15 protein-coding genes and 1 riboswitch are annotated in these 18259 nt (G+C 29.1%); of the genes, 1 reads left to right on the plus strand and 14 read right to left on the minus strand.

Annotation, left to right across the window (positions count from 1 at the left end):
- Positions 1-6: 6 nt before the first annotated feature.
- From IC213_RS16610 to purR, 6 genes are all read right to left on the minus strand, one after another.
- Complete coding sequence (locus tag IC213_RS16610) at positions 7-1683, minus strand: GspE/PulE family protein (protein ID WP_227436326.1); 1677 nt, start codon at positions 1681-1683, stop codon at positions 7-9.
- A 154-nt stretch (positions 1684-1837) separates the two neighbouring features.
- Complete coding sequence (locus tag IC213_RS16615) at positions 1838-2329, minus strand: type II secretion system protein (protein ID WP_227831530.1); 492 nt, start codon at positions 2327-2329, stop codon at positions 1838-1840.
- Between the two features lie 157 nt (positions 2330-2486).
- A riboswitch (cyclic di-GMP riboswitch) is annotated at positions 2487-2572 on the minus strand.
- 827 nt (positions 2573-3399) lie between these two features.
- Positions 3400-4350, minus strand: a complete 951-nt coding sequence (locus tag IC213_RS16620) for a ribose-phosphate diphosphokinase (RefSeq protein WP_054271950.1) — start codon at positions 4348-4350, stop codon at positions 3400-3402.
- Between the two features lie 94 nt (positions 4351-4444).
- On the minus strand, positions 4445-5824 hold the full coding sequence (glmU, locus tag IC213_RS16625; RefSeq protein ID WP_227436330.1) for a bifunctional UDP-N-acetylglucosamine diphosphorylase/glucosamine-1-phosphate N-acetyltransferase GlmU: 1380 nt from the start codon (positions 5822-5824) through the stop codon (positions 4445-4447).
- Positions 5825-6034: 210 nt separating this feature from the next.
- The gene (spoVG, locus tag IC213_RS16630) at positions 6035-6313 is read right to left on the minus strand and encodes a septation regulator SpoVG (RefSeq protein WP_003421453.1); all 279 of its coding nucleotides are present in this window, start codon (positions 6311-6313) and stop codon (positions 6035-6037) included.
- 155 nt (positions 6314-6468) lie between these two features.
- Positions 6469-7347 carry a pur operon repressor gene (gene purR / locus IC213_RS16635; RefSeq protein ID WP_227436331.1) on the minus strand — a complete coding sequence of 293 codons (879 nt, stop codon included), beginning with the start codon at positions 7345-7347 and terminating at the stop codon, positions 6469-6471.
- Between the two features lie 218 nt (positions 7348-7565).
- Here purR and murC point away from each other — a divergent pair, with 218 nt between their 5' ends.
- On the plus strand, positions 7566-8918 hold the full coding sequence (gene murC / locus IC213_RS16640) for a UDP-N-acetylmuramate--L-alanine ligase (RefSeq protein ID WP_227436333.1): 1353 nt from the start codon (positions 7566-7568) through the stop codon (positions 8916-8918).
- 77 nt (positions 8919-8995) lie between these two features.
- Here murC and IC213_RS16645 read toward each other — a convergent pair whose 3' ends face one another.
- The 8 genes from IC213_RS16645 to IC213_RS16680 form a co-directional block, all read right to left on the minus strand.
- Positions 8996-9790, minus strand: a complete 795-nt coding sequence (locus IC213_RS16645) for a hypothetical protein (RefSeq protein WP_227436335.1) — start codon at positions 9788-9790, stop codon at positions 8996-8998.
- Between the two features lie 69 nt (positions 9791-9859).
- Entirely contained in the window at positions 9860-10756 is an 897-nt protein-coding gene (locus IC213_RS16650) for a cation diffusion facilitator family transporter (protein WP_227436337.1), read from the minus strand.
- Positions 10757-10941: 185 nt separating this feature from the next.
- Positions 10942-12057, minus strand: a complete 1116-nt coding sequence (locus tag IC213_RS16655) for a M20/M25/M40 family metallo-hydrolase (RefSeq protein WP_227851752.1) — start codon at positions 12055-12057, stop codon at positions 10942-10944.
- A 149-nt stretch (positions 12058-12206) separates the two neighbouring features.
- Positions 12207-13493, minus strand: coding sequence for a hypothetical protein (locus IC213_RS16660; RefSeq protein WP_227436342.1), 1287 nt, complete (start codon positions 13491-13493; stop codon positions 12207-12209).
- A gap of 65 nt (positions 13494-13558) precedes the next feature.
- On the minus strand, positions 13559-14428 hold the full coding sequence (gene rsmA, locus IC213_RS16665; RefSeq protein WP_227825271.1) for a 16S rRNA (adenine(1518)-N(6)/adenine(1519)-N(6))-dimethyltransferase RsmA: 870 nt from the start codon (positions 14426-14428) through the stop codon (positions 13559-13561).
- A gap of 161 nt (positions 14429-14589) precedes the next feature.
- Entirely contained in the window at positions 14590-15120 is a 531-nt protein-coding gene (gene rnmV / locus IC213_RS16670) for a ribonuclease M5 (RefSeq protein ID WP_227436345.1), read from the minus strand.
- A 357-nt stretch (positions 15121-15477) separates the two neighbouring features.
- Positions 15478-16545, minus strand: coding sequence for a putative 2-aminoethylphosphonate ABC transporter substrate-binding protein (locus tag IC213_RS16675; RefSeq protein WP_227863289.1), 1068 nt, complete (start codon positions 16543-16545; stop codon positions 15478-15480).
- Positions 16546-16556: 11 nt separating this feature from the next.
- Positions 16557-18245 carry a putative 2-aminoethylphosphonate ABC transporter permease subunit gene (locus IC213_RS16680; RefSeq protein WP_227863290.1) on the minus strand — a complete coding sequence of 563 codons (1689 nt, stop codon included), beginning with the start codon at positions 18243-18245 and terminating at the stop codon, positions 16557-16559.
- Positions 18246-18259: the final 14 nt, after the last annotated feature.

Here is an 18259-nt window from a genome sequence, read left to right on the forward strand (position 1 = left end):
CATCCCTTAATCAGTCATCAAAATTATTCTAATCATTTCTTCTACTGTTGTCTTTCCACCTAAAACCTTTTTAACTATATCCTCTTTTAGACTAATCATACCTTGTTTTTTAGCTAACTTTAAAATTTCTCTTTGATTTGCAGATGAATCTATTAGCTCTTTTATTTCTGGTGTAATTTCAAGCATTTCAAATATACCTAGACGTCCCTTATATCCAGTATTATTACATCTTTCACATCCCTGTCCTTTATAGATAGTCACTGATTCGTTTACATCAATTCCAAGAGCCTTTTTTTCTCCAGTGTCTGCTTCATATGAAATTCTACAATGTTCACATATTTTTCGTGTCAGCCTTTGAGATATTACCCCTAAAAGAGATGAAGTTATCAAAAAACTTTCCACATCCATATCTAAAAGACGTGAAATCGCTCCGACTGCTGTATTTGCATGTAATGTACTTAAAACTAAATGTCCTGTAAGAGAAGCTCTAATTGCTATTTCAGCAGTTTCTGTATCTCTTATCTCTCCAACCATTATTATATCTGGGTCTTGACGCATAAAGGCTCTAAGCCCACTGGCAAAAGTAAGTCCTGCCTTCTCATTTATTTGAGATTGATTTACACCAGGTAGTTCATACTCTATAGGGTCTTCTATCGTTAATAAATTTCTATTTTCCGTATTCAATTGATTTAGCATTGAATATAATGTAGTAGTTTTTCCACTTCCAGTAGGTCCAACTACCAATATAAGCCCATAAGGAGTATTTATTAACTCATCATATATCTTAGAGCCATGTTCATCTATTCCTAGTACTTCTTTACTTACCATAAAATTACTCTTATCAAGTACTCTCATTGCTATTTTTTCATCCCTATTAGTAGGCATTGTAGAAACCCTAAAATCTATAGGTTTATTATCTACTTTTAAATATATTCTACCATCTTGTGGAATCCGCTTTTCAGATATATTTATATCTGACATTATTTTTATACGACTTATTACCGCTTTGTATGGAGCAGAGTTCATTCTCATATATTCTCTTAACATTCCATCTATTCTAAATCTAACACGCATGTAATTTTCGCTTTGTTCTATATGTATATCACTGGCCTCCATTCTAACAGCATTTTCTAGTATATTATTTACTAGTCTTACTATTGGAGCAGCATTTACATCCTCTTCAAGGATTACTGTTTCTCTAATTCCACCAGTCTTGTTTTTGTTGTATTCAGTCATTGCTTTATTTATTTCTGAATGTGCATAAGCATGACCTATTGCTTTGTTTATATCTTCTGCACTTGATATAAATATTTCGACATCTTTACCTGACATACGTCTTACATCTTGAACTGCTTCTCTGTCTTGTGGGTCTGACATGGCTAGACATATTTTATTTCCATCGATTTTGAATGGAAATACAGCATATCTTTTGCATATATTTTCTGGAACCATCTTTGTAGCTAATGTGTCTATTTCTGTTCCTTCTAAAAATACACTTTCTATATCTAAAAGTTCTTTTAATACACTTATTAATAAGTTACTATCTATAAGACCTTCTTGTACTAGAAATTCTCCTAGTCTTTTTCCACTGTTTTTTTGCTCTGATAATGCCCATTTAAGCTGGTCTTCTGTTATGTATCCTTTTTCGACCAGTTTGTCTCCTATTCTAACTTTTTTAGCCACAGATTTCACTCCTTTACTATCTCAATTATATCATCATTTGTGATTGGACATTAAAGAAAATAGTATAAAAGACAGGAAGATTTTCTTCCTGCCTTTTTCATTAAATTTATAATTAAACTTAAATATAATCAAATAATAAATATATTATTTACTATTAATTACCACTACTACCATTATCCTCTAAATTATCTATAAGAATGATGTATATATCACCTTTATCTAAAGCACTAGTTAACTTACTAGAAAGATTTTCATCTGTATAAACCTTATCTTCCCCTATATCAGATACTAGTTTGTTCGCTTGTTCTTTTGTTATTGTTGCGCCATCTATCAATAATGCTAATTTTTTATTATTACTAACTTTAACTAAATCATAAGTTCCACCAATATCAGAATTTTCTATATCAGATTCCAAGTATGATTTTAAGTGCGTTTTTATATCTGTAGGTAATGTGTTAGTATCTGCATAATAAGACAATGCTGCACTTTTAACTGAACTATAATCAGACTCAACACTTGCTACCTTAGCTTTGTTTATATTACTAAATAAAGCTGGAACTGCCACTACTGCTAATATACCTATAATTGCAATTACTACCAATAATTCCACTAAAGTGAAACCTTTTTTATTCTTTCTTAACTTCATTTTTATTCCCCCTCAATTTTTTTAATTAATACTTAATTATAATATATCTGGTTAAAAATCTAAGTAAAATTATTTACACGTACTAACCAGATTTATTTCTAGCATATAACCATTTTTTTGAACAAAAAAAACTATGAAAATAAAAGTATCATAAATACAATTTCATAGCCGGTTGCACCACTAACTCAATATGTTCCAAGGTGCCCACATCACAGAACATACATCAACGTTTCTATTTTATTAAATTTAGAATGATATATAACTCATAATAGAGATACATATCCACTTATATTATATAATAGTTACCACATTTTAGCAATACAGTTTATATTATTTATATATACCAAACTTTAACATATTCAAACATAATTTCCGAAAGTAATTATACTATACAAAAAAGAAACATCTCCCTACAATTATCATATATCGTAAGGAGATATTTATAAATTATCATTTAGTTTTATCATTGTCATTTCCATCCTTTGCTAATATTTATTTGAAAGCTAAAAGCTATTACAATATAGTATTTTATTAAAAACATCTATATTCTTGCAGTTATGATTCAGCCACAATCACTATATAAATGAAACTCTTCATCTATATATATGCTTATCGTACAAAATTACTTTCTTTACAGTAACTTTATATAATCCAGAACCCTCTCACAAACACTAAAGATATAGAATAGATACTATTTTCAATTCTTATAAATAAACTTTCAATAGATTTTTATATTTACTTTAGATTGTGACTGAATCAATTAATTATTAGGGGTTCATCTTCAATCCTTCCCATTGGAAACACCTCTTTCTTTAATTTATATTTACATAATACTACATAATTCAAATTTTTTCAATACTTTTTCCAAATATTTTTTATATTCGTAATATTCATAATTTTATATTTTTTATTAAATTTAGTTTTTAATTACTTATCCACATGTTTTACAAGAAACATTTACTTTTATATACACACATACAACTCCAATAAATTATACTAATACATAAATTAGATATTAAAAAAGAGTTGCTTAAAAACTTACTTTAAGCAACTCTTATAAATCTAATTAATTAAAATAATTTACTTACTGATTCATTAGAGAATATCATTCTTATAGCATCTCCAAATAAAGGAGCTACTGTTTTTATTTTTATCTTATCTATTCTTTTTTCTTCAGGAAGTTGTATAGTATCAAGAACTATTAACTCACTTATTTCTGAATTAGAAATTCTTTCAATAGCTGGTCCTGATAATACACCATGAGTACAACAAGCATAAACATCTTTTGCTCCAAACTCTTTAAGTGCATTTGCCGCATTAACGATTGTTCCAGCTGTATCTATCATATCATCTAATAGTATAACATTTTTACCTTTAACATCACCTATTAAGTTCATAACTTCACACACATTAGCTTTTGGTCTTCTCTTATCTATTATCGCTATTGGAACTTCTCCATTTAAAGTATTAGCAAACTTTCTTGATCTAGTAACACTTCCTAAATCTGGAGATACTACTACTAAATCTTCTATTTTCTTTTCATTGAAGTAATCTGCTAATATTGTTCCACCTAATAAGTGGTCTAGTGGTATATCAAAGTATCCTTGTATTTGAGCTGCATGTAAATCCATTGTTAATACTCTGTCTGCTCCAGCAGCAGTTATTAAGTTTGCAACTAATTTAGCAGTGATTGGATCTCTTGCCTTAGCTTTTCTATCTTGTCTTGCATATCCATAGTAAGGAATAACTGCTGTTATTCTTCCTGCTGATGCTCTCTTTAATGCATCAATTAAGATTAATAACTCCATTAAGTTATCATTTACTGGACTATTAGTAGATTGTACTACAAACACATCACAACCTCTTACTGTCTCATTCATGTTTACACATATTTCACCATCACTAAATGTACCTACTTCACAGTCTAGCACTGATACACCTATATAGTCAGCTATTTTTTGTGCTAACTCTTTCGATGAATTACCTGCAATAATTTTAATCTCGCTTCCGCTAGTATTCATTTATGTAACCCTCCTGAAAATTTTAAAATCCTAATGAATATAATTTATAATAATTTCGAGCTAATTTTATTAGCCAAAATAATAAACTAAATAACTACTTACCTTGATTATCTTTTTGATTCTTCTTTTCTACCCATCCTTCTTTAACAACTTGTCTTTGTCTTGCTATTGCTAAAGCTCCATCTGGGACATCATGTGTTATTGTTGAACCTGTTGCTATATATCCTTTTTCTTCTACAACTACTGGTGCAACTAAATTAGAATTTGAACCTATAAACGCATCATCTTTAACTATTGACTTAAATTTATTTTTACCATCATAGTTTACAAATACTACTCCACATCCAATATTTACATTTTTTCCAACATGTGCATCTCCTATATAAGAAAGATGAGATGCTTTTGAACCATCTTCTATAACAGCATTTTTTACCTCTACAAAATCACCTATTTTTACATTGTTTCCTAAGTTAGTTTTCGGTCTTAAATATGCATATGGTCCAACAGTAGTATTATCTCCAACTTTACTATCAAGTATCGTTGAATTTTTTATTTCTGTACCATTTCCTATTTCTGAGTTTGTTATAGATGAGTTCATTCCAATTATACAATCTGAACCTATCTTTGTTTTTCCTTGTAACATAACCCCTGGATATATTATAGTATCATTACCTATCTCAACATCAGATTCTATGTAGGTAGAGTTAGTGTTTATTATAGTCACTCCATTTACCATATGAGATTCATTTATTCTTCTTCTCATAATTTCTTCTGCCTTTGATAATTCCACTCTTGAGTTAACACCCATAAGTTCTTCAATAGTTGAACCTGCAAATGCACCAACTTTTAAGCCCTTGTCTCTCATTATTTTAGCAGTATCAGTTAAATAATATTCACCTTGTGCATTGTTATTATTTAACAAATCTAATGCTTCTCTAAGACTCTTTCCATTAAAACAGTATATCCCAGAATTTATCTCACTTATCATTTTTTCTTCTGAATTTGCATCTTTTTGTTCCACTATTTTAAGAAGGTCACCCTTCTTATCTCTTATTATTCTACCATAACCTGTTGGATTTCCAACTTTTGTTGTAAGAACTGTGGCATGATATTTATTTTCTATATGGAAATCAAATAATTTCTTTAATGTTTCTTCCTTTATAAGTGGAGTATCTCCACAAAGTACAACTATTATATCGTCATCATTTATATATTCTTTAGCCATTTTTACAGCATGTCCTGTTCCAAGCTGTTCTGTTTGCATAGCTATCATAGTTTCTTCTGCAAGTTTTTCTTTTACTACATCCGCTTCATGCCCCAAAATTACAACAGTATCCTTTACACCTGATTTTTTTGAAACATCTATAATATGGTTGACCATTTCTTTTCCGCATACTTTATGTATAACTTTTGGGTATTTAGACTTCATTCTTGTTCCTTTGCCAGCGGCAAGGATTATAGCTTTAAAGTTCATTGATACACTCCATTCAATCTAATTTAATTTTATTCGTATTATTATCTCAATCAATATACATTATAATACATTTATTTAACAATTTGTATACAACATATACATTATCACTAATAATATAGCACTTTTTTACTAAAAAGTACATATTTTAATGCAAATTCTACATTTAAAAAGAGCCTAAATGTTCGGGCTCTCTCCATTTTATATTTATTGTTATTCAGCAGCTACTTCCCATTGAACTAATGCTTCATGATACGCTTGTAAAACTGCATCTTCTAAAACTTGTCTCATTTCTGCATTTATTGGATGAGCTATGTCTCTGAAATTTCCTTCGCCTACTTTTCTGCTAGGCATTGCTATAAATAACCCATTGTGGCCTTCTATAACTTTTATATCATGCACTACAAACAAATTATCAAAAGTTATTGAAACTATACATTTCATCTTGCCTTCTTCTGTTAATTTTCTTACTCTTACGTCAGTTATCTTCATACCAATATATCCCCCTTTGATTTTGACAGAAATTAATTTATATTAAAATTATTATTGTTGGAATAAATTAATATAAACTGTTTTTTAAGTAATTCTATGGACAACTAGGGATATCCTCTTTTTATTTTTACATATTTTTCTAAATATTTTTTTTATTAATCTTCATCTATTTCAAATTCAAATTCTGAATCATTTTCTTCATCTAATTCTTCATTTCTATATTCATCTTTAAAAGTTTTTAAATTTGGTTCAACTACTATTTTATCTCCAGTAACATCTAACTGAATTAGTGATATATAATCTTTTACCATTTTTTCTGAAGGATTTGTTGTAGATATAAATACTCCAGTACCTATAACCTCTGCTCCAAATTCATTCATAAGGTCTACCATTCCTTTTATAGTACCTCCACCCCTCATGAAATCATCTATAATTATAACTTTACTATCTGGTTTAAGAGCCCTTCTTGGTAAACTCATACTCTCAACCTTCGAATTATTTCCACTTACATATGTCATACTAAGGGTAGGACCTTCTGATACTTTTATGTCTTTCCTTATTATAACTAAAGGCAAATTCATAGCCTTTGCAGTCATAAGTGCCATAGGTATACCTTTTGTTTCCATTGTTACAACATAATCTGCATCTACATATTCAATGTTTGAAGCAAATATTTTTCCTATCTTAGCAGCTATTGTAGGGTCATAAATTAAATCAATTAAGTATAAAAAACCACCAGATAGTATTCTAGATGTGTCACATATTTTCTCACATAATTCCATTAAAAACTCTGCATTTTCTGCTATAGAAGTTTTAGGTATATATTTTACTCCTCCTGCTGCACCTGAGATAGTTATAACTTTCCCTAAATGTAGTTTTTCAAATACATTTTTTACAACTAATAAATCTTCACTTATTGTGGATTTTGCTGCATTAAATTGATTTGTAAAATAACTTAATGTATATATTTTATTTGGATTATCAGATAGTATTTTAACTATTGCTCCAATTCTCTCTGTTCTTTTAAATTTCATTACTATTTCCTCCTACAAATACCTTTATATAACGTTAAACTAAATAATGCATAACAATTCGTATTGTGGTATAATATTACTTATGTTTTATTATATTCAAAAATAAAATACATATAATATTATATGCATATTAATTATAAAATATTGAACATTATATTATTATACCACAAAAATAGTTCATATTGTAGGACTTAATTAAAAAGAAAGGTGGTTTTATTATGAATATACACTTTATAGGAATTGGCGGTATCAGCATGAGTGCATTAGCCGAAATATGTATCAATAAGGGTTATCAGGTTTCAGGTTCGGATTCAAACGAATCATATCTATTAGACAAACTTAGGGATCAAGGGGCAAACATCTATATCGGTCAAAAAAAAGAAAATATATCAGATGATGTAAATATGGTTGTTTATACTGCAGCAGTTCACCCAGATAATGAAGAACTTATAGCTGCTCGAGAAAAGAATAAATTAATAATGAACAGAGCTACTTTTTTAGGCCAGATTATGAGAGAATATAAAAACTCTATAGCAGTTTCTGGTACACATGGAAAGACTTCTACAACATCTATGTTGTCTACAATTTTTGAATATGCAGACTTAGACCCAACTATACTAGTTGGTGGTAACTTAAGCATGATAGGTGGTAATGTTAAGATAGGTAATTCTAACCATTTTATAACTGAAGCATGTGAATATGTAGATAGTTTCCTTAATTTTAATCCTAAGATATCTATAGTTTTAAATGTTGAGGAAGACCATCTTGATTATTTCTCAGGTATAGACGAAATCAAAGCTTCTTTTAATAAATTTGGTAAACTTTTACCTCCAGATGGATATTTCATAATAAATGGTGATGATGAAAATGTAGATGACATATTATATGATGTCAAAGCTACTATTATAAAATATGGTAGAGATTCTGACAATGATGCTGTAATAAAAGACATACATTTTGATAATAGTGGTCATGGGATATTTAAAATAGAGTATCAAGGAAAAGATTTGGGAGAATTTGAGCTTTCTGTATATGGTCTTCATAATATATACAATGCTTCTTCTGCTATAATGGCAGCTCTTGTTTCTGGTATTGATTTAGAGACTATAAGAAAAAATTTAAAAATATATAAAGGTGTAGGAAGACGATTTGAATCTAAAGGATACTACAAAAATGCCTTAGTAATAGATGATTATGCACATCATCCAACTGAATTAAAGGCTACTTTAGCTGCTGCTAAAAAGTTAAAAAAATCAACTTTATGGTGCATCTTCCAGCCACATACTTACACTAGAACAAAATCTCTTTTAGGAGAATTTTCAGAAGCTTTCTATGCTGCTGATAAAGTTATCATAACAGACATATATGCTGCAAGAGAAGATGATCCAGGAGATATACACTCTAAAGATTTAGTTGAAAAATTATATCAAAACAACGTAGATGCTATCTACATAAAAGAATTTGAAGATATAGTAAAATATTTACGTGAAAATGTTAATGATAATGATTTAGTAATAACTGCTGGTGCTGGTCCAATATATAAGGTTGCAGACTTACTAGTTGAAAAATAGTATGTAACTAAAAATAACATATAAAAATTAATGTAGGCTATCAAATGATATAATCGCTTGATAGCCTTCTTAATATTTTATTTCTTTCCAATCTCAAATATTTCATTTTTAAGATAATCAAATAAACTTGTATGAACCTCGTAGTAAGAGACAGTTTTTTTAGAAGTAACTTTTACATAATCCTTGCCCATTGTATCTACTTTCACAGCAAAATTTTCACCTTTTATATTTATACTGAAATTATAATCACTTCTTTCCTTGCTTTTTTCTGGCTGAACCTTTCCTACAACTCTTTTTGAAATCATCTTATGTGCTAAATCATCAAACTTCCATTTATGAACCTTCTTAGTTTCTTTTCCATAAGTTATAGTGACCTCTTTCCAGTCTTTATAGTGACTCAAAAGGTCAAATGAAGTATATATACTCTCATCTAAAAGTTTCTTAAAAGAATTTTTGGAATCAATTGGAACTTTATAATATTCCTCTTTATTTACAGTATAGACTCTAAAAAAATTAAGGTCTGTAGAAAATTTAATTCCATCATCAGAATACCCTTCATAAATTGCTTCATAAGAAGTAGTATTTCTTACCTTCTTAAATTCTGAGAAAAAGAACTTTATCTCGTTCCACATATCTTCTTCGATTTTTATGTTTTCTACATTTTTATCTGATACATAAATTTTCTTTTTCTCTTTTATTTGAGTCATTAAAGACCTATTATCTTCTGTCTCTGTTTCTACTTTCTTTGGAACTTCACTCTTATCCTTCTCCATGTTTAGACCTATTTTAAAGGATATAAAGTATATTATAAAGAAAACAACTACTCCTATTAATATTGCAGCTTTTTTCTTTAGTTTTCTTTTCTTACTCATTTAACCACCCCTAGAGTTTATAGTCATAAAACAATTATATAACTTTTTACACTTTTTTTTAAGCTATAATTATTTTATACACTTATTTCCTTGGCAATTAGTGCATGGTTCAACATGAACTGTTATCCCTTTTACAAATTCCATATGTTTTATTATATGTTTTTCCAACTTAGTAGCAATATCGTGCCCCTGTTTTACTGTGAGATTTTCATCAACACATATAGTCAAGTCCACATATGCCATAGCTCCATGCTTTCTAGTCTTTATATCTCCTAGATTTTTAACACCTTCTGTATCTGCTACAATAAACTTTAATTCTCTTCTTTCTTCTTCATCAACTGAAACATCCATCAATTCATTTACAGAACTTCTAAGTATATCGATTCCTACCTTAGCCACAAATACTGCCACTACAACTGACGCAATTGGGTCTAATGGTTTAAATCCTAAAATAGAACCTCCTATACCTATAAATGCAGCCACTGAAGATAGAGCATCTGACCTATGATGCCAAGCATCTGCTTTTAAAGCTGGTGAATTTATCTTTTTAGCAACTTTGATTGTTATTCTATATTGATACTCTTTTATCAAAATTGAGATGACTGACACTATTAACGGAAGTATTGATGGAACACTCAATGCATCTAAGTTAAATAATGATTTAATAGCCCCTATACCTATTGTTATAGAAACAAATATAAGTAATATTGATAATACGAATGATACCAATGTCTCTGCCTTTTCGTGACCATAATTATGTTCCTTATCTCCTGGTCTAGAAGATACATAATTACCTATCAGTACACCTATAGAACTTATAATATCTGAGGCTGAATGTAATCCATCTGCAATCATAGCACTCGAATTACCAATAATACCAGCTATCACCTTAATTATTGTTAAGACTATATTCCAAATTATTGATTGTATTGTTATTTTATTTGCTTCCTCATACCTTGTTTCCATTGTTATTCCTCCTAACAAACCAAATCTAAATATTATTAAAAACATATACTTAAACATAAATTAAATTTATTATTATATTCAAATGTATATCTTTTACTTTCAATAGAGATTATCAATCTTCTATAAAATGAAAAATCACCTAGCTTGAGCTAGGCGATATATATATTATACACTATTATTTAAATTTATGCTTCTTTTATTATCTCTATTACCATTTTGGCAGAATCATATAAATCCTTTATAGCTATATGTTCATCTAATGTATGCGCATTTTTCATACCTATTCCTAGAGTTATAGCTTCAATACCATTTTTACTTAATATATTAGTATCGCTACCTCCTCCTGTAGATTCAGTATGACCTTCTATTCCTAAATTTGAAAATGCTTTTTTTGCAAGTTGTATTATTTCTGAATTTTCATTCACATCTATTGGAGTATATGCTCTATTTACATCTATTTCAATTTTAGCTCCAAAATCCTTAGCAGCTTTTTCAAAAGTTTCTACCATATGTTTAGTTTGAACATCTAATTTATCTTCTTTTAGACTTCTAGCTTCTGCAACTATGTTAACTTCTCCTGTTACTATATTTGTAGCTGTTCCACCATTTATAATTCCTATGTTAGCAGTTGTTTCTTCATCTATTCTAAGTAAATTCATATTATCTATTGCTCTAGCAGCTACCATTATAGCACTTATACCAGCTTCAGGCTCAAGACCTGCATGAGCTGTCTTTCCTAATATCTTAACATTTATTACATCTTGTGCAGGAGCTTTTACTATTATCTCTCCTGGAGAACCACCACTATCTAATACAAAGGCATATTTAGAATCTATTTTTGCATAGTCTAAATTTTTAGCTCCAACTAATCCACATTCTTCACATATAGAGAATACAACTTGAATATCAGTATGTTCTATATTATTTTCTTTTACTTGTCTTAATCCCTCTAATATAGCTGCTATACCTGCTTTATCATCAGATCCTAATATTGTAGTCCCATCACTTTTTATTATTCCATTTACTTCATCCACTATAGGTTTTACCCCTATTCCTGGAGTTACTGTATCCATATGTGAACTAAATAATATTTTCTTTCCTTCTTTATTTCCTTTTAAAGTAGCTATTATATTGCCTGTTTCTCCATTTGCTTTTTCACCAGCATTATCTACTACAACTGAACAACCTATTTCTTCTAACTTTTCAACTAATACTTTGGCTACGTTCCCCTCTTTTAAAGATAAACTGTCTATCTGTATTAATTCAAGGAACTCATTTAAAATTCTTTGCTCGTTTATCATAATCTTCCTCCATAATATAATAGGTATTTCAACATATATTGTAGTGTAATATTTAAATATTATCAATAGTTTTTAAACTTTTATATCATTTTAGTTAAGTTTCTTTACTAAAATGAAAGTTAAAGTTAAATTCTTTCATTCTTATTGTTTTATCTAACTATACTTCTCTGTCTAGAATCTATAAAGCATAACCAGTAGCCTAAACTATTGGTTCTGTGGTCACAAGCTTGATATCTCAAAAATCCTGTACTTCCATTATCTGGTTGTTCATTTCTATTACCTGGAATAGCATAAATATAATGCTTTCTCTTATTATATTCATCATATTGTACTCCGAATAAGTAATGTCTATATTTATATGAATGTAAAACTGCATCACTATACATTGTATAATTCAATACATTTAAATATCCTAAATAAGGCATTGAATATCCACACAATGTTGTAGGGTTTACCTCTATTTTCCACCATCTTGTATTGTCTATATAATCTGCTGTAAAAGGCTTAACTTCTCTAAATAACTTTAACCCTTTCTTTATTTGTCTAGGCATAAGTAATGTTCCAGCTTGCTTATTCCCACTATCTATTTGATTTATTCCATTGGCTCTTTTTACTTTTTCAACATTATTTTGTTCTTTTTGAGTTTTCTTTGACTTAGTAGTTTTTTGAGAAGCAACTACCTTTTCTTCATGTCTTATTTCAAAATCTTCTTCATCCTCATCATATTCATCTTCATATTCTATATCGTCATAGAATTCATTTTCTTTAGCCTTGTTATAATTTTCTATTTCCTTATAGTTATTAAATTCTTCAATTTCATCATCACTAGAATCTTCTACATCTGCTCTTATCTTTAATTCTCCCTCTTCAGTTTCATCATCTTCCCAATAATCTTCATATTCATCTTCATCATATTCTTCTATAATATATTCTTCGTCACTATCACTGTTTTCTTCATTATCAGCATCTTCTTCTAAGTACTCTTCTTCTCTTTCAACCTCTATATCTTCTTCTAAATACTCTTCTTCACTTTCAGCTAACTCTTCATCTTCTACATCTTGGAATAATATGTCCTCATAATTTTCAATCTTATTTCCCTTAAACCCAACTAGAGGAATATTTCTTTCATACAATAAGGCAATTCCTTTTATTTCTTCATCATAATCCTCTAAATCTAAAACAAATTCACCTCTTCCTTGTTCATTTAAAATTATATTTCCTAAGTCTATTAATCCATGGTCACCTTTTATTGCTACTGCTTTATACCCATCTTTAACATATTTTAGATTTTCTACATATAATGCAATGATTGATTTTTCATCATTTACTTCGACTTTTGCAAAAGCTTTTGGCAGTACTCGTTCTTTGTATCTAAAGTTTATGTCTTTAGCTTCTAGTATTATATAGTCTCTTTTAAACTTTCTTTTAGAACCCACTGCAATCCCCCCTTAACACAGTTTCTCTAAACAATATATGTTAATAAAATAAAAAAAAGTACCTCCTATTTAGAAGATACTTTTGTATTTACTATATTTGAAAGAACTGCAAACTCTTCTATACTAAGAGTTTCACCACGTCTTTTTTCATCTATATTAGCTTCTTTTAATATTTCTCTTATTTCGTCCTTATTAAGAAAACCAAGGCCTCCCAATGAATTAAGTAAAGTCTTCCTTCTTTGTCCAAAAGATGCTTTTACTGTCTTGAAAAATAGTTCTTCATTATGAACATCATATTTCTTTTCAGCTCTGACATGTAAACCTATAACCGTTGAATCTACATTGGGTTGTGGTATAAACATATGTCTTGGAGCCTTTGCTACAATTTCTGTTTCACAATAGTACTGAACAGCTATGGACAATGCTCCATAATCCTTTGTACTTGGAACAGCATTCATTCTATCTGCAACTTCTTTTTGAACCATAACTACTATATCCGTTACAGGTATATCCTCTTCTAAAAATTTCATAACTATTGGTGTAGTTATATAATATGGAAGATTTGCTACAAGCTTAACTGGTCCACCATTTAATTTATCTTTTACTAGTTCTTGTATATCTACTTTTAATATATCTTGGTTTATAACTTCTATATTCTCTAAATCTGATAAGGTATCTTTCAATATAGGAATTAAGTTTCTATCAATTTCTATAGCTACCACTTTCTCTGCTACCTTACCCATTTCACGAGTAAGTGTACCTATCCCAGGACCTACTTCTATTATGTTATCTCCTTCTGTAACTCTAGCTCCATCCAATATTTTATCTATTATATTACTATCTATTAAAAAATTCTGACCTAAAGACTTTGAAAATTTAAAATTATGTTTTTGTACTACTTCTTTCGTTGCACTGTGTGAAGATAGTCTATCCATCGTTTACTCCTTTTTAACTTATTTTAAGATTTTATCCTATTAATTATACTTATTTACATGTGTTTAAAGCAAAATATTTATTAAAGATAATTTATTTTAAATTACTCCATAATTTTATATTTATTTTTTATATATTTTTTTCATATCATACATGCTTACATTTAAATTTGTTTTAATGCACTTATAAATTCTTCTCTTTCAACACCATAATTATTTAATCTATTTAAAAATTGCTTTGCATTTCCATAACCAATCCCAAGTATTTTACCAAGTGCATCTCTCCTAGATGATGCATCTTCATTTCCTATAAGACCATTTCTAATCAAATCAACTTGTTTAAATTCATCTCTTTTCTCTGTACTTTCAGTTCTAACTTTATTTAAAGCTGCTATTATACTTTTAGGAGTAGCATTTTCTATACCTATATCTCCATCCTTTTTAGCTTCTTCTCTTGGTAAAAACGCATGTTTACATCCTGGAACTTCTGATGCTATTTTTTTTCTTATTTTTTCACCTGCAAAATCTGGGTCTGTAAATATTATAACTCCTCGTCTTTCATTAGCTGATTTTATACGCTCCATTACTCCTTTTGGAAATCCAAATCCACCTGTGGTTATAAGTTCTGCATCTATTGCTCTCTTAACAGCTGTAACATCATCTCTTCCCTCTACTACTATTATCTCTTTTATCATATAAATTCACCTTTTATTTGTTTTTAGTTTTTGTTTACATCTCTTTATTTTAAGGTTTTTATTTAATTTAATCAAGGCACTAACCTATTTATTTTTATTTAGAAATCTATAGTTTAAGAAAAATTTATTCCTACTAGATAAATATATTCACTATTATATTCTATTGAATCACCTATAAGCAACAATAAGTCCCATGTAGCATTACCTGTATTAATATTATATCATCCATACAATTTTCTTTTTTAATATTAATGATTTATAGAAAAAGATGTAGAACTCAGGACAAATATACATTAAAAGAGCCTAGATATAAATTTTATATTCTAGGCTCTTTTTTATTGGATTTTATTAATGAATTTAACTTTCCTTTTCTGTCTTTCCATCATATTTTGATATCCATTTATTTAATATAGTTTCTCTATTTTTTGCTGCTGATTTTAAATCATTATCTATCATTTGTTCTAATGGCTTTTTAGGGAATCCTTCTGGGATTGGATTTCCTGTATCAACTGTAGTAACTGCATAGTTCTTAGAATACTCATTCATTGCATCTTTACTTATTGCCCAATCTAAAAATACCTTAGAAGCTTCTTTTATATTATCTTTTTTTACAAGAGCATTTGCTTCTATATCCCATCCAGAACCTTCTTTTGGAAACACTACTTCTACTGGATAACCTTCTTCTTTTAATTTTATGCCTCTGTATCCAAAAGATATCCCTATAGGATACTCTCCTGAAGCTGCCGATGTAGCTGGAGCTGAACCTGATTGAGTATATACACCAATATTTTCATGTAACTTATCCATATACTGCCATGCTTTTTCTTCTCCCATAATTTGTATAAGCGCTGATACCGTTAAATATCCTGTACCAGAAGAAGATGGATTAGGCATAGATATAAGACCTTTATATTCTGGCTTTATCAAATCTTCATAAGAACTAGGAACTGGTATATTTTTATCTTTTAATTCTTTAGTATTTACTGTTATACCTGTCATCCAAGCATCTATTCCAACCCATGAAGGTACTTCTTTACCATCTTTAAATGCAGGGTCTATTTTATCAGACCCTTCTGGAGCGTATGGTTCTAACATTCCTTGGTCATCTGCAACTAGCAAGCTTGTGGCAGCAATCCCCCATACAATATCTGCTTGAGGATTATCTTTTTCTGCTAATAGTCTTGCTGTTATATCTCCTGTTGATGCTCTAACAACATTTAATTTAATATCTGGGTATTTTTCTTTAAATGTAGCTAAATATGGGTCTATACTGTCTTCTTCGATTGCTGTGTAAACTGTTAAATCACCTTTTGTTTTACTATCAGACTTTGAGTCTCCACCTGATGAGGCAGTGCTACATCCTGTTATTACACTCAATAAAAGTGTTGATAATACTCCTAAAGAAACTAGCTTCTTAAATTTCATCTTTACCTCCCCTATGCAACATCTTTTTGTTGCCATTTTTGTGTATTATTTTTTAATTTTTTTGTTACGAATTCATAGCAAAGTCTTACTATTATATTTGTTAAAAGCACTAATACTGCCATAGCTGCTGATGGTCCTATATATCCTATCTCATCTAACTTCAATATGGATATTGATGCAGTCTGAGTCTGAGGAGTATATAAAAATATTAATGCTGAAACAGTAACCATTGAATTTACAAAATAATATACTACTATCTCAAGTATTGATGTTATAGACATTGGTACTGTGATGTTGAAAAACACTTTATAAAAGGGAATGTTTATAGATTTTGCAACTAACTCATACTCTCTATCCAACATTTTTAGTGACGAATTTGAAGTTATAAAGCAAACAGAGTAAAAATGTACTATATTTACTATGACAAGTATAGCTGTACCACCATATAGGAAATTTAGTGGATTACTTGCTGAGTTAAAAAAAGTTATATATGATATTCCTAGCACTAGACCTGGTAATGCCATTGGTATCATAGATAAAAAGTAAGCTGTTTGTCTTAATCGTGGAAACTTATCTACTTTTTCTATCATGTATGCACTAAAAAACACAAATATAGTTCCAAATATAGCTGTTAATGTTGATATTTTTAAACTGCTTAAATAGGTTTTTAATCCGCTTCCTAAAATACCTTTAAATGTATAATGTTCCATTGTAAAACTTAGGTTATATGGCCATAATTTTATGACTGAACCTATAACTGAAACAAATATCAAAATGAAGATTAATAAAGTTATAAAACTACATGCTATTAAAAATACTCTATCTCTAAATTTGTTTTCTTTAATTTTATAAGGCATAGATTTTGCTGTTATAGTCATTCCTTGTTTTTTACTTGCCACCTTGTCTAATGTAAAAGCTATTAGTACAGGAATCAACATTACCATAGAAACAGTTGCTCCCATTGGTATGTTAAACTGCCCTACTACTTGCTTATATATCTCTGTAGCTAACACATTATAGTTTCCTCCGACTACTTTTGCTGCTCCAAAGTCTGTAAATGCAAGTATAAAGGATACAAAGAAGGAGCTTACTAGTGAGTACTTTATGCCTGGAATTGTAATTTTAAAAAACTTTTTAAAATCACTAGCCCCTAAGCTATCTGCTGCTTCATAAAGTCTATAATCTGCCATTGAAAGAGCAACGGATAGTATTAAAAAAGCTTGTGGAAATGTAAACAGTATTTGAGAGACAATTATTCCTAATGGTCCATATAATGGTATCTCAAATCCCATTGTTGTAAATATTCCTTTATTTCCAAACAGGTATATAAGTGAAATACCATATAACATAGTTGGTGCAAAAAGGGGAAACATTCCCATAGTTTTAAAAAAATTCTTAAATTTTATATTTGTTCTTGTTATTGCATATGAATAGATAAATGCTAAACATAGTGATATTAAAGATGAAACTGTAGATACAAAAATTGAATTTTTAAATGATGCTATAAGACTTGGATTTTCAGCATATTTACTAAAATTTGAAATACCTATGAAGTTTCCACTTGTATCTAAAAATGCATTTTTTAATAATGATACTAAAGGAAACAATATAAATACTATTAGTATAATTAGCGAAAAAATTAAAAAACATTTTTGTATTGTACTATCACTTATCCTTCTTTTGTTTTTTGTTGTTATCATTTATTCACCCCTAG

This window comes from Clostridioides sp. ES-S-0049-02, from assembly GCF_020658465.1.
Lineage (GTDB): Bacteria > Bacillota > Clostridia > Peptostreptococcales > Peptostreptococcaceae > Clostridioides.

What these genes read in the sequence shown, in the direction of transcription:
- IC213_RS16615 (WP_227831530.1), bottom strand. Translation starts at nt 2,329, where the DNA reads ATGAAGTTAAGAAAGAATAAAAAAGGTTTCACTTTAGTGGAATTATTG.
- IC213_RS16620 (WP_054271950.1), bottom strand. Translation starts at nt 4,350, where the DNA reads ATGAATACTAGCGGAAGCGAGATTAAAATTATTGCAGGTAATTCATCG.
- glmU (WP_227436330.1), bottom strand. Translation starts at nt 5,824, where the DNA reads ATGAACTTTAAAGCTATAATCCTTGCCGCTGGCAAAGGAACAAGAATG.
- spoVG (WP_003421453.1), bottom strand. Translation starts at nt 6,313, where the DNA reads ATGAAGATAACTGACGTAAGAGTAAGAAAATTAACAGAAGAAGGCAAG.
- purR (WP_227436331.1), bottom strand. Translation starts at nt 7,347, where the DNA reads ATGAAATTTAAAAGAACAGAGAGAATTGGAGCAATAGTTAAAATACTA.
- murC (WP_227436333.1), top strand. Translation starts at nt 7,566, where the DNA reads ATGAATATACACTTTATAGGAATTGGCGGTATCAGCATGAGTGCATTA.
- IC213_RS16645 (WP_227436335.1), bottom strand. Translation starts at nt 9,790, where the DNA reads ATGAGTAAGAAAAGAAAACTAAAGAAAAAAGCTGCAATATTAATAGGA.
- IC213_RS16650 (WP_227436337.1), bottom strand. Translation starts at nt 10,756, where the DNA reads ATGGAAACAAGGTATGAGGAAGCAAATAAAATAACAATACAATCAATA.
- IC213_RS16655 (WP_227851752.1), bottom strand. Translation starts at nt 12,057, where the DNA reads ATGATAAACGAGCAAAGAATTTTAAATGAGTTCCTTGAATTAATACAG.
- rsmA (WP_227825271.1), bottom strand. Translation starts at nt 14,428, where the DNA reads ATGGATAGACTATCTTCACACAGTGCAACGAAAGAAGTAGTACAAAAA.
- rnmV (WP_227436345.1), bottom strand. Translation starts at nt 15,120, where the DNA reads ATGATAAAAGAGATAATAGTAGTAGAGGGAAGAGATGATGTTACAGCT.
- IC213_RS16675 (WP_227863289.1), bottom strand. Translation starts at nt 16,545, where the DNA reads ATGAAATTTAAGAAGCTAGTTTCTTTAGGAGTATTATCAACACTTTTA.
- IC213_RS16680 (WP_227863290.1), bottom strand. Translation starts at nt 18,245, where the DNA reads ATGATAACAACAAAAAACAAAAGAAGGATAAGTGATAGTACAATACAA.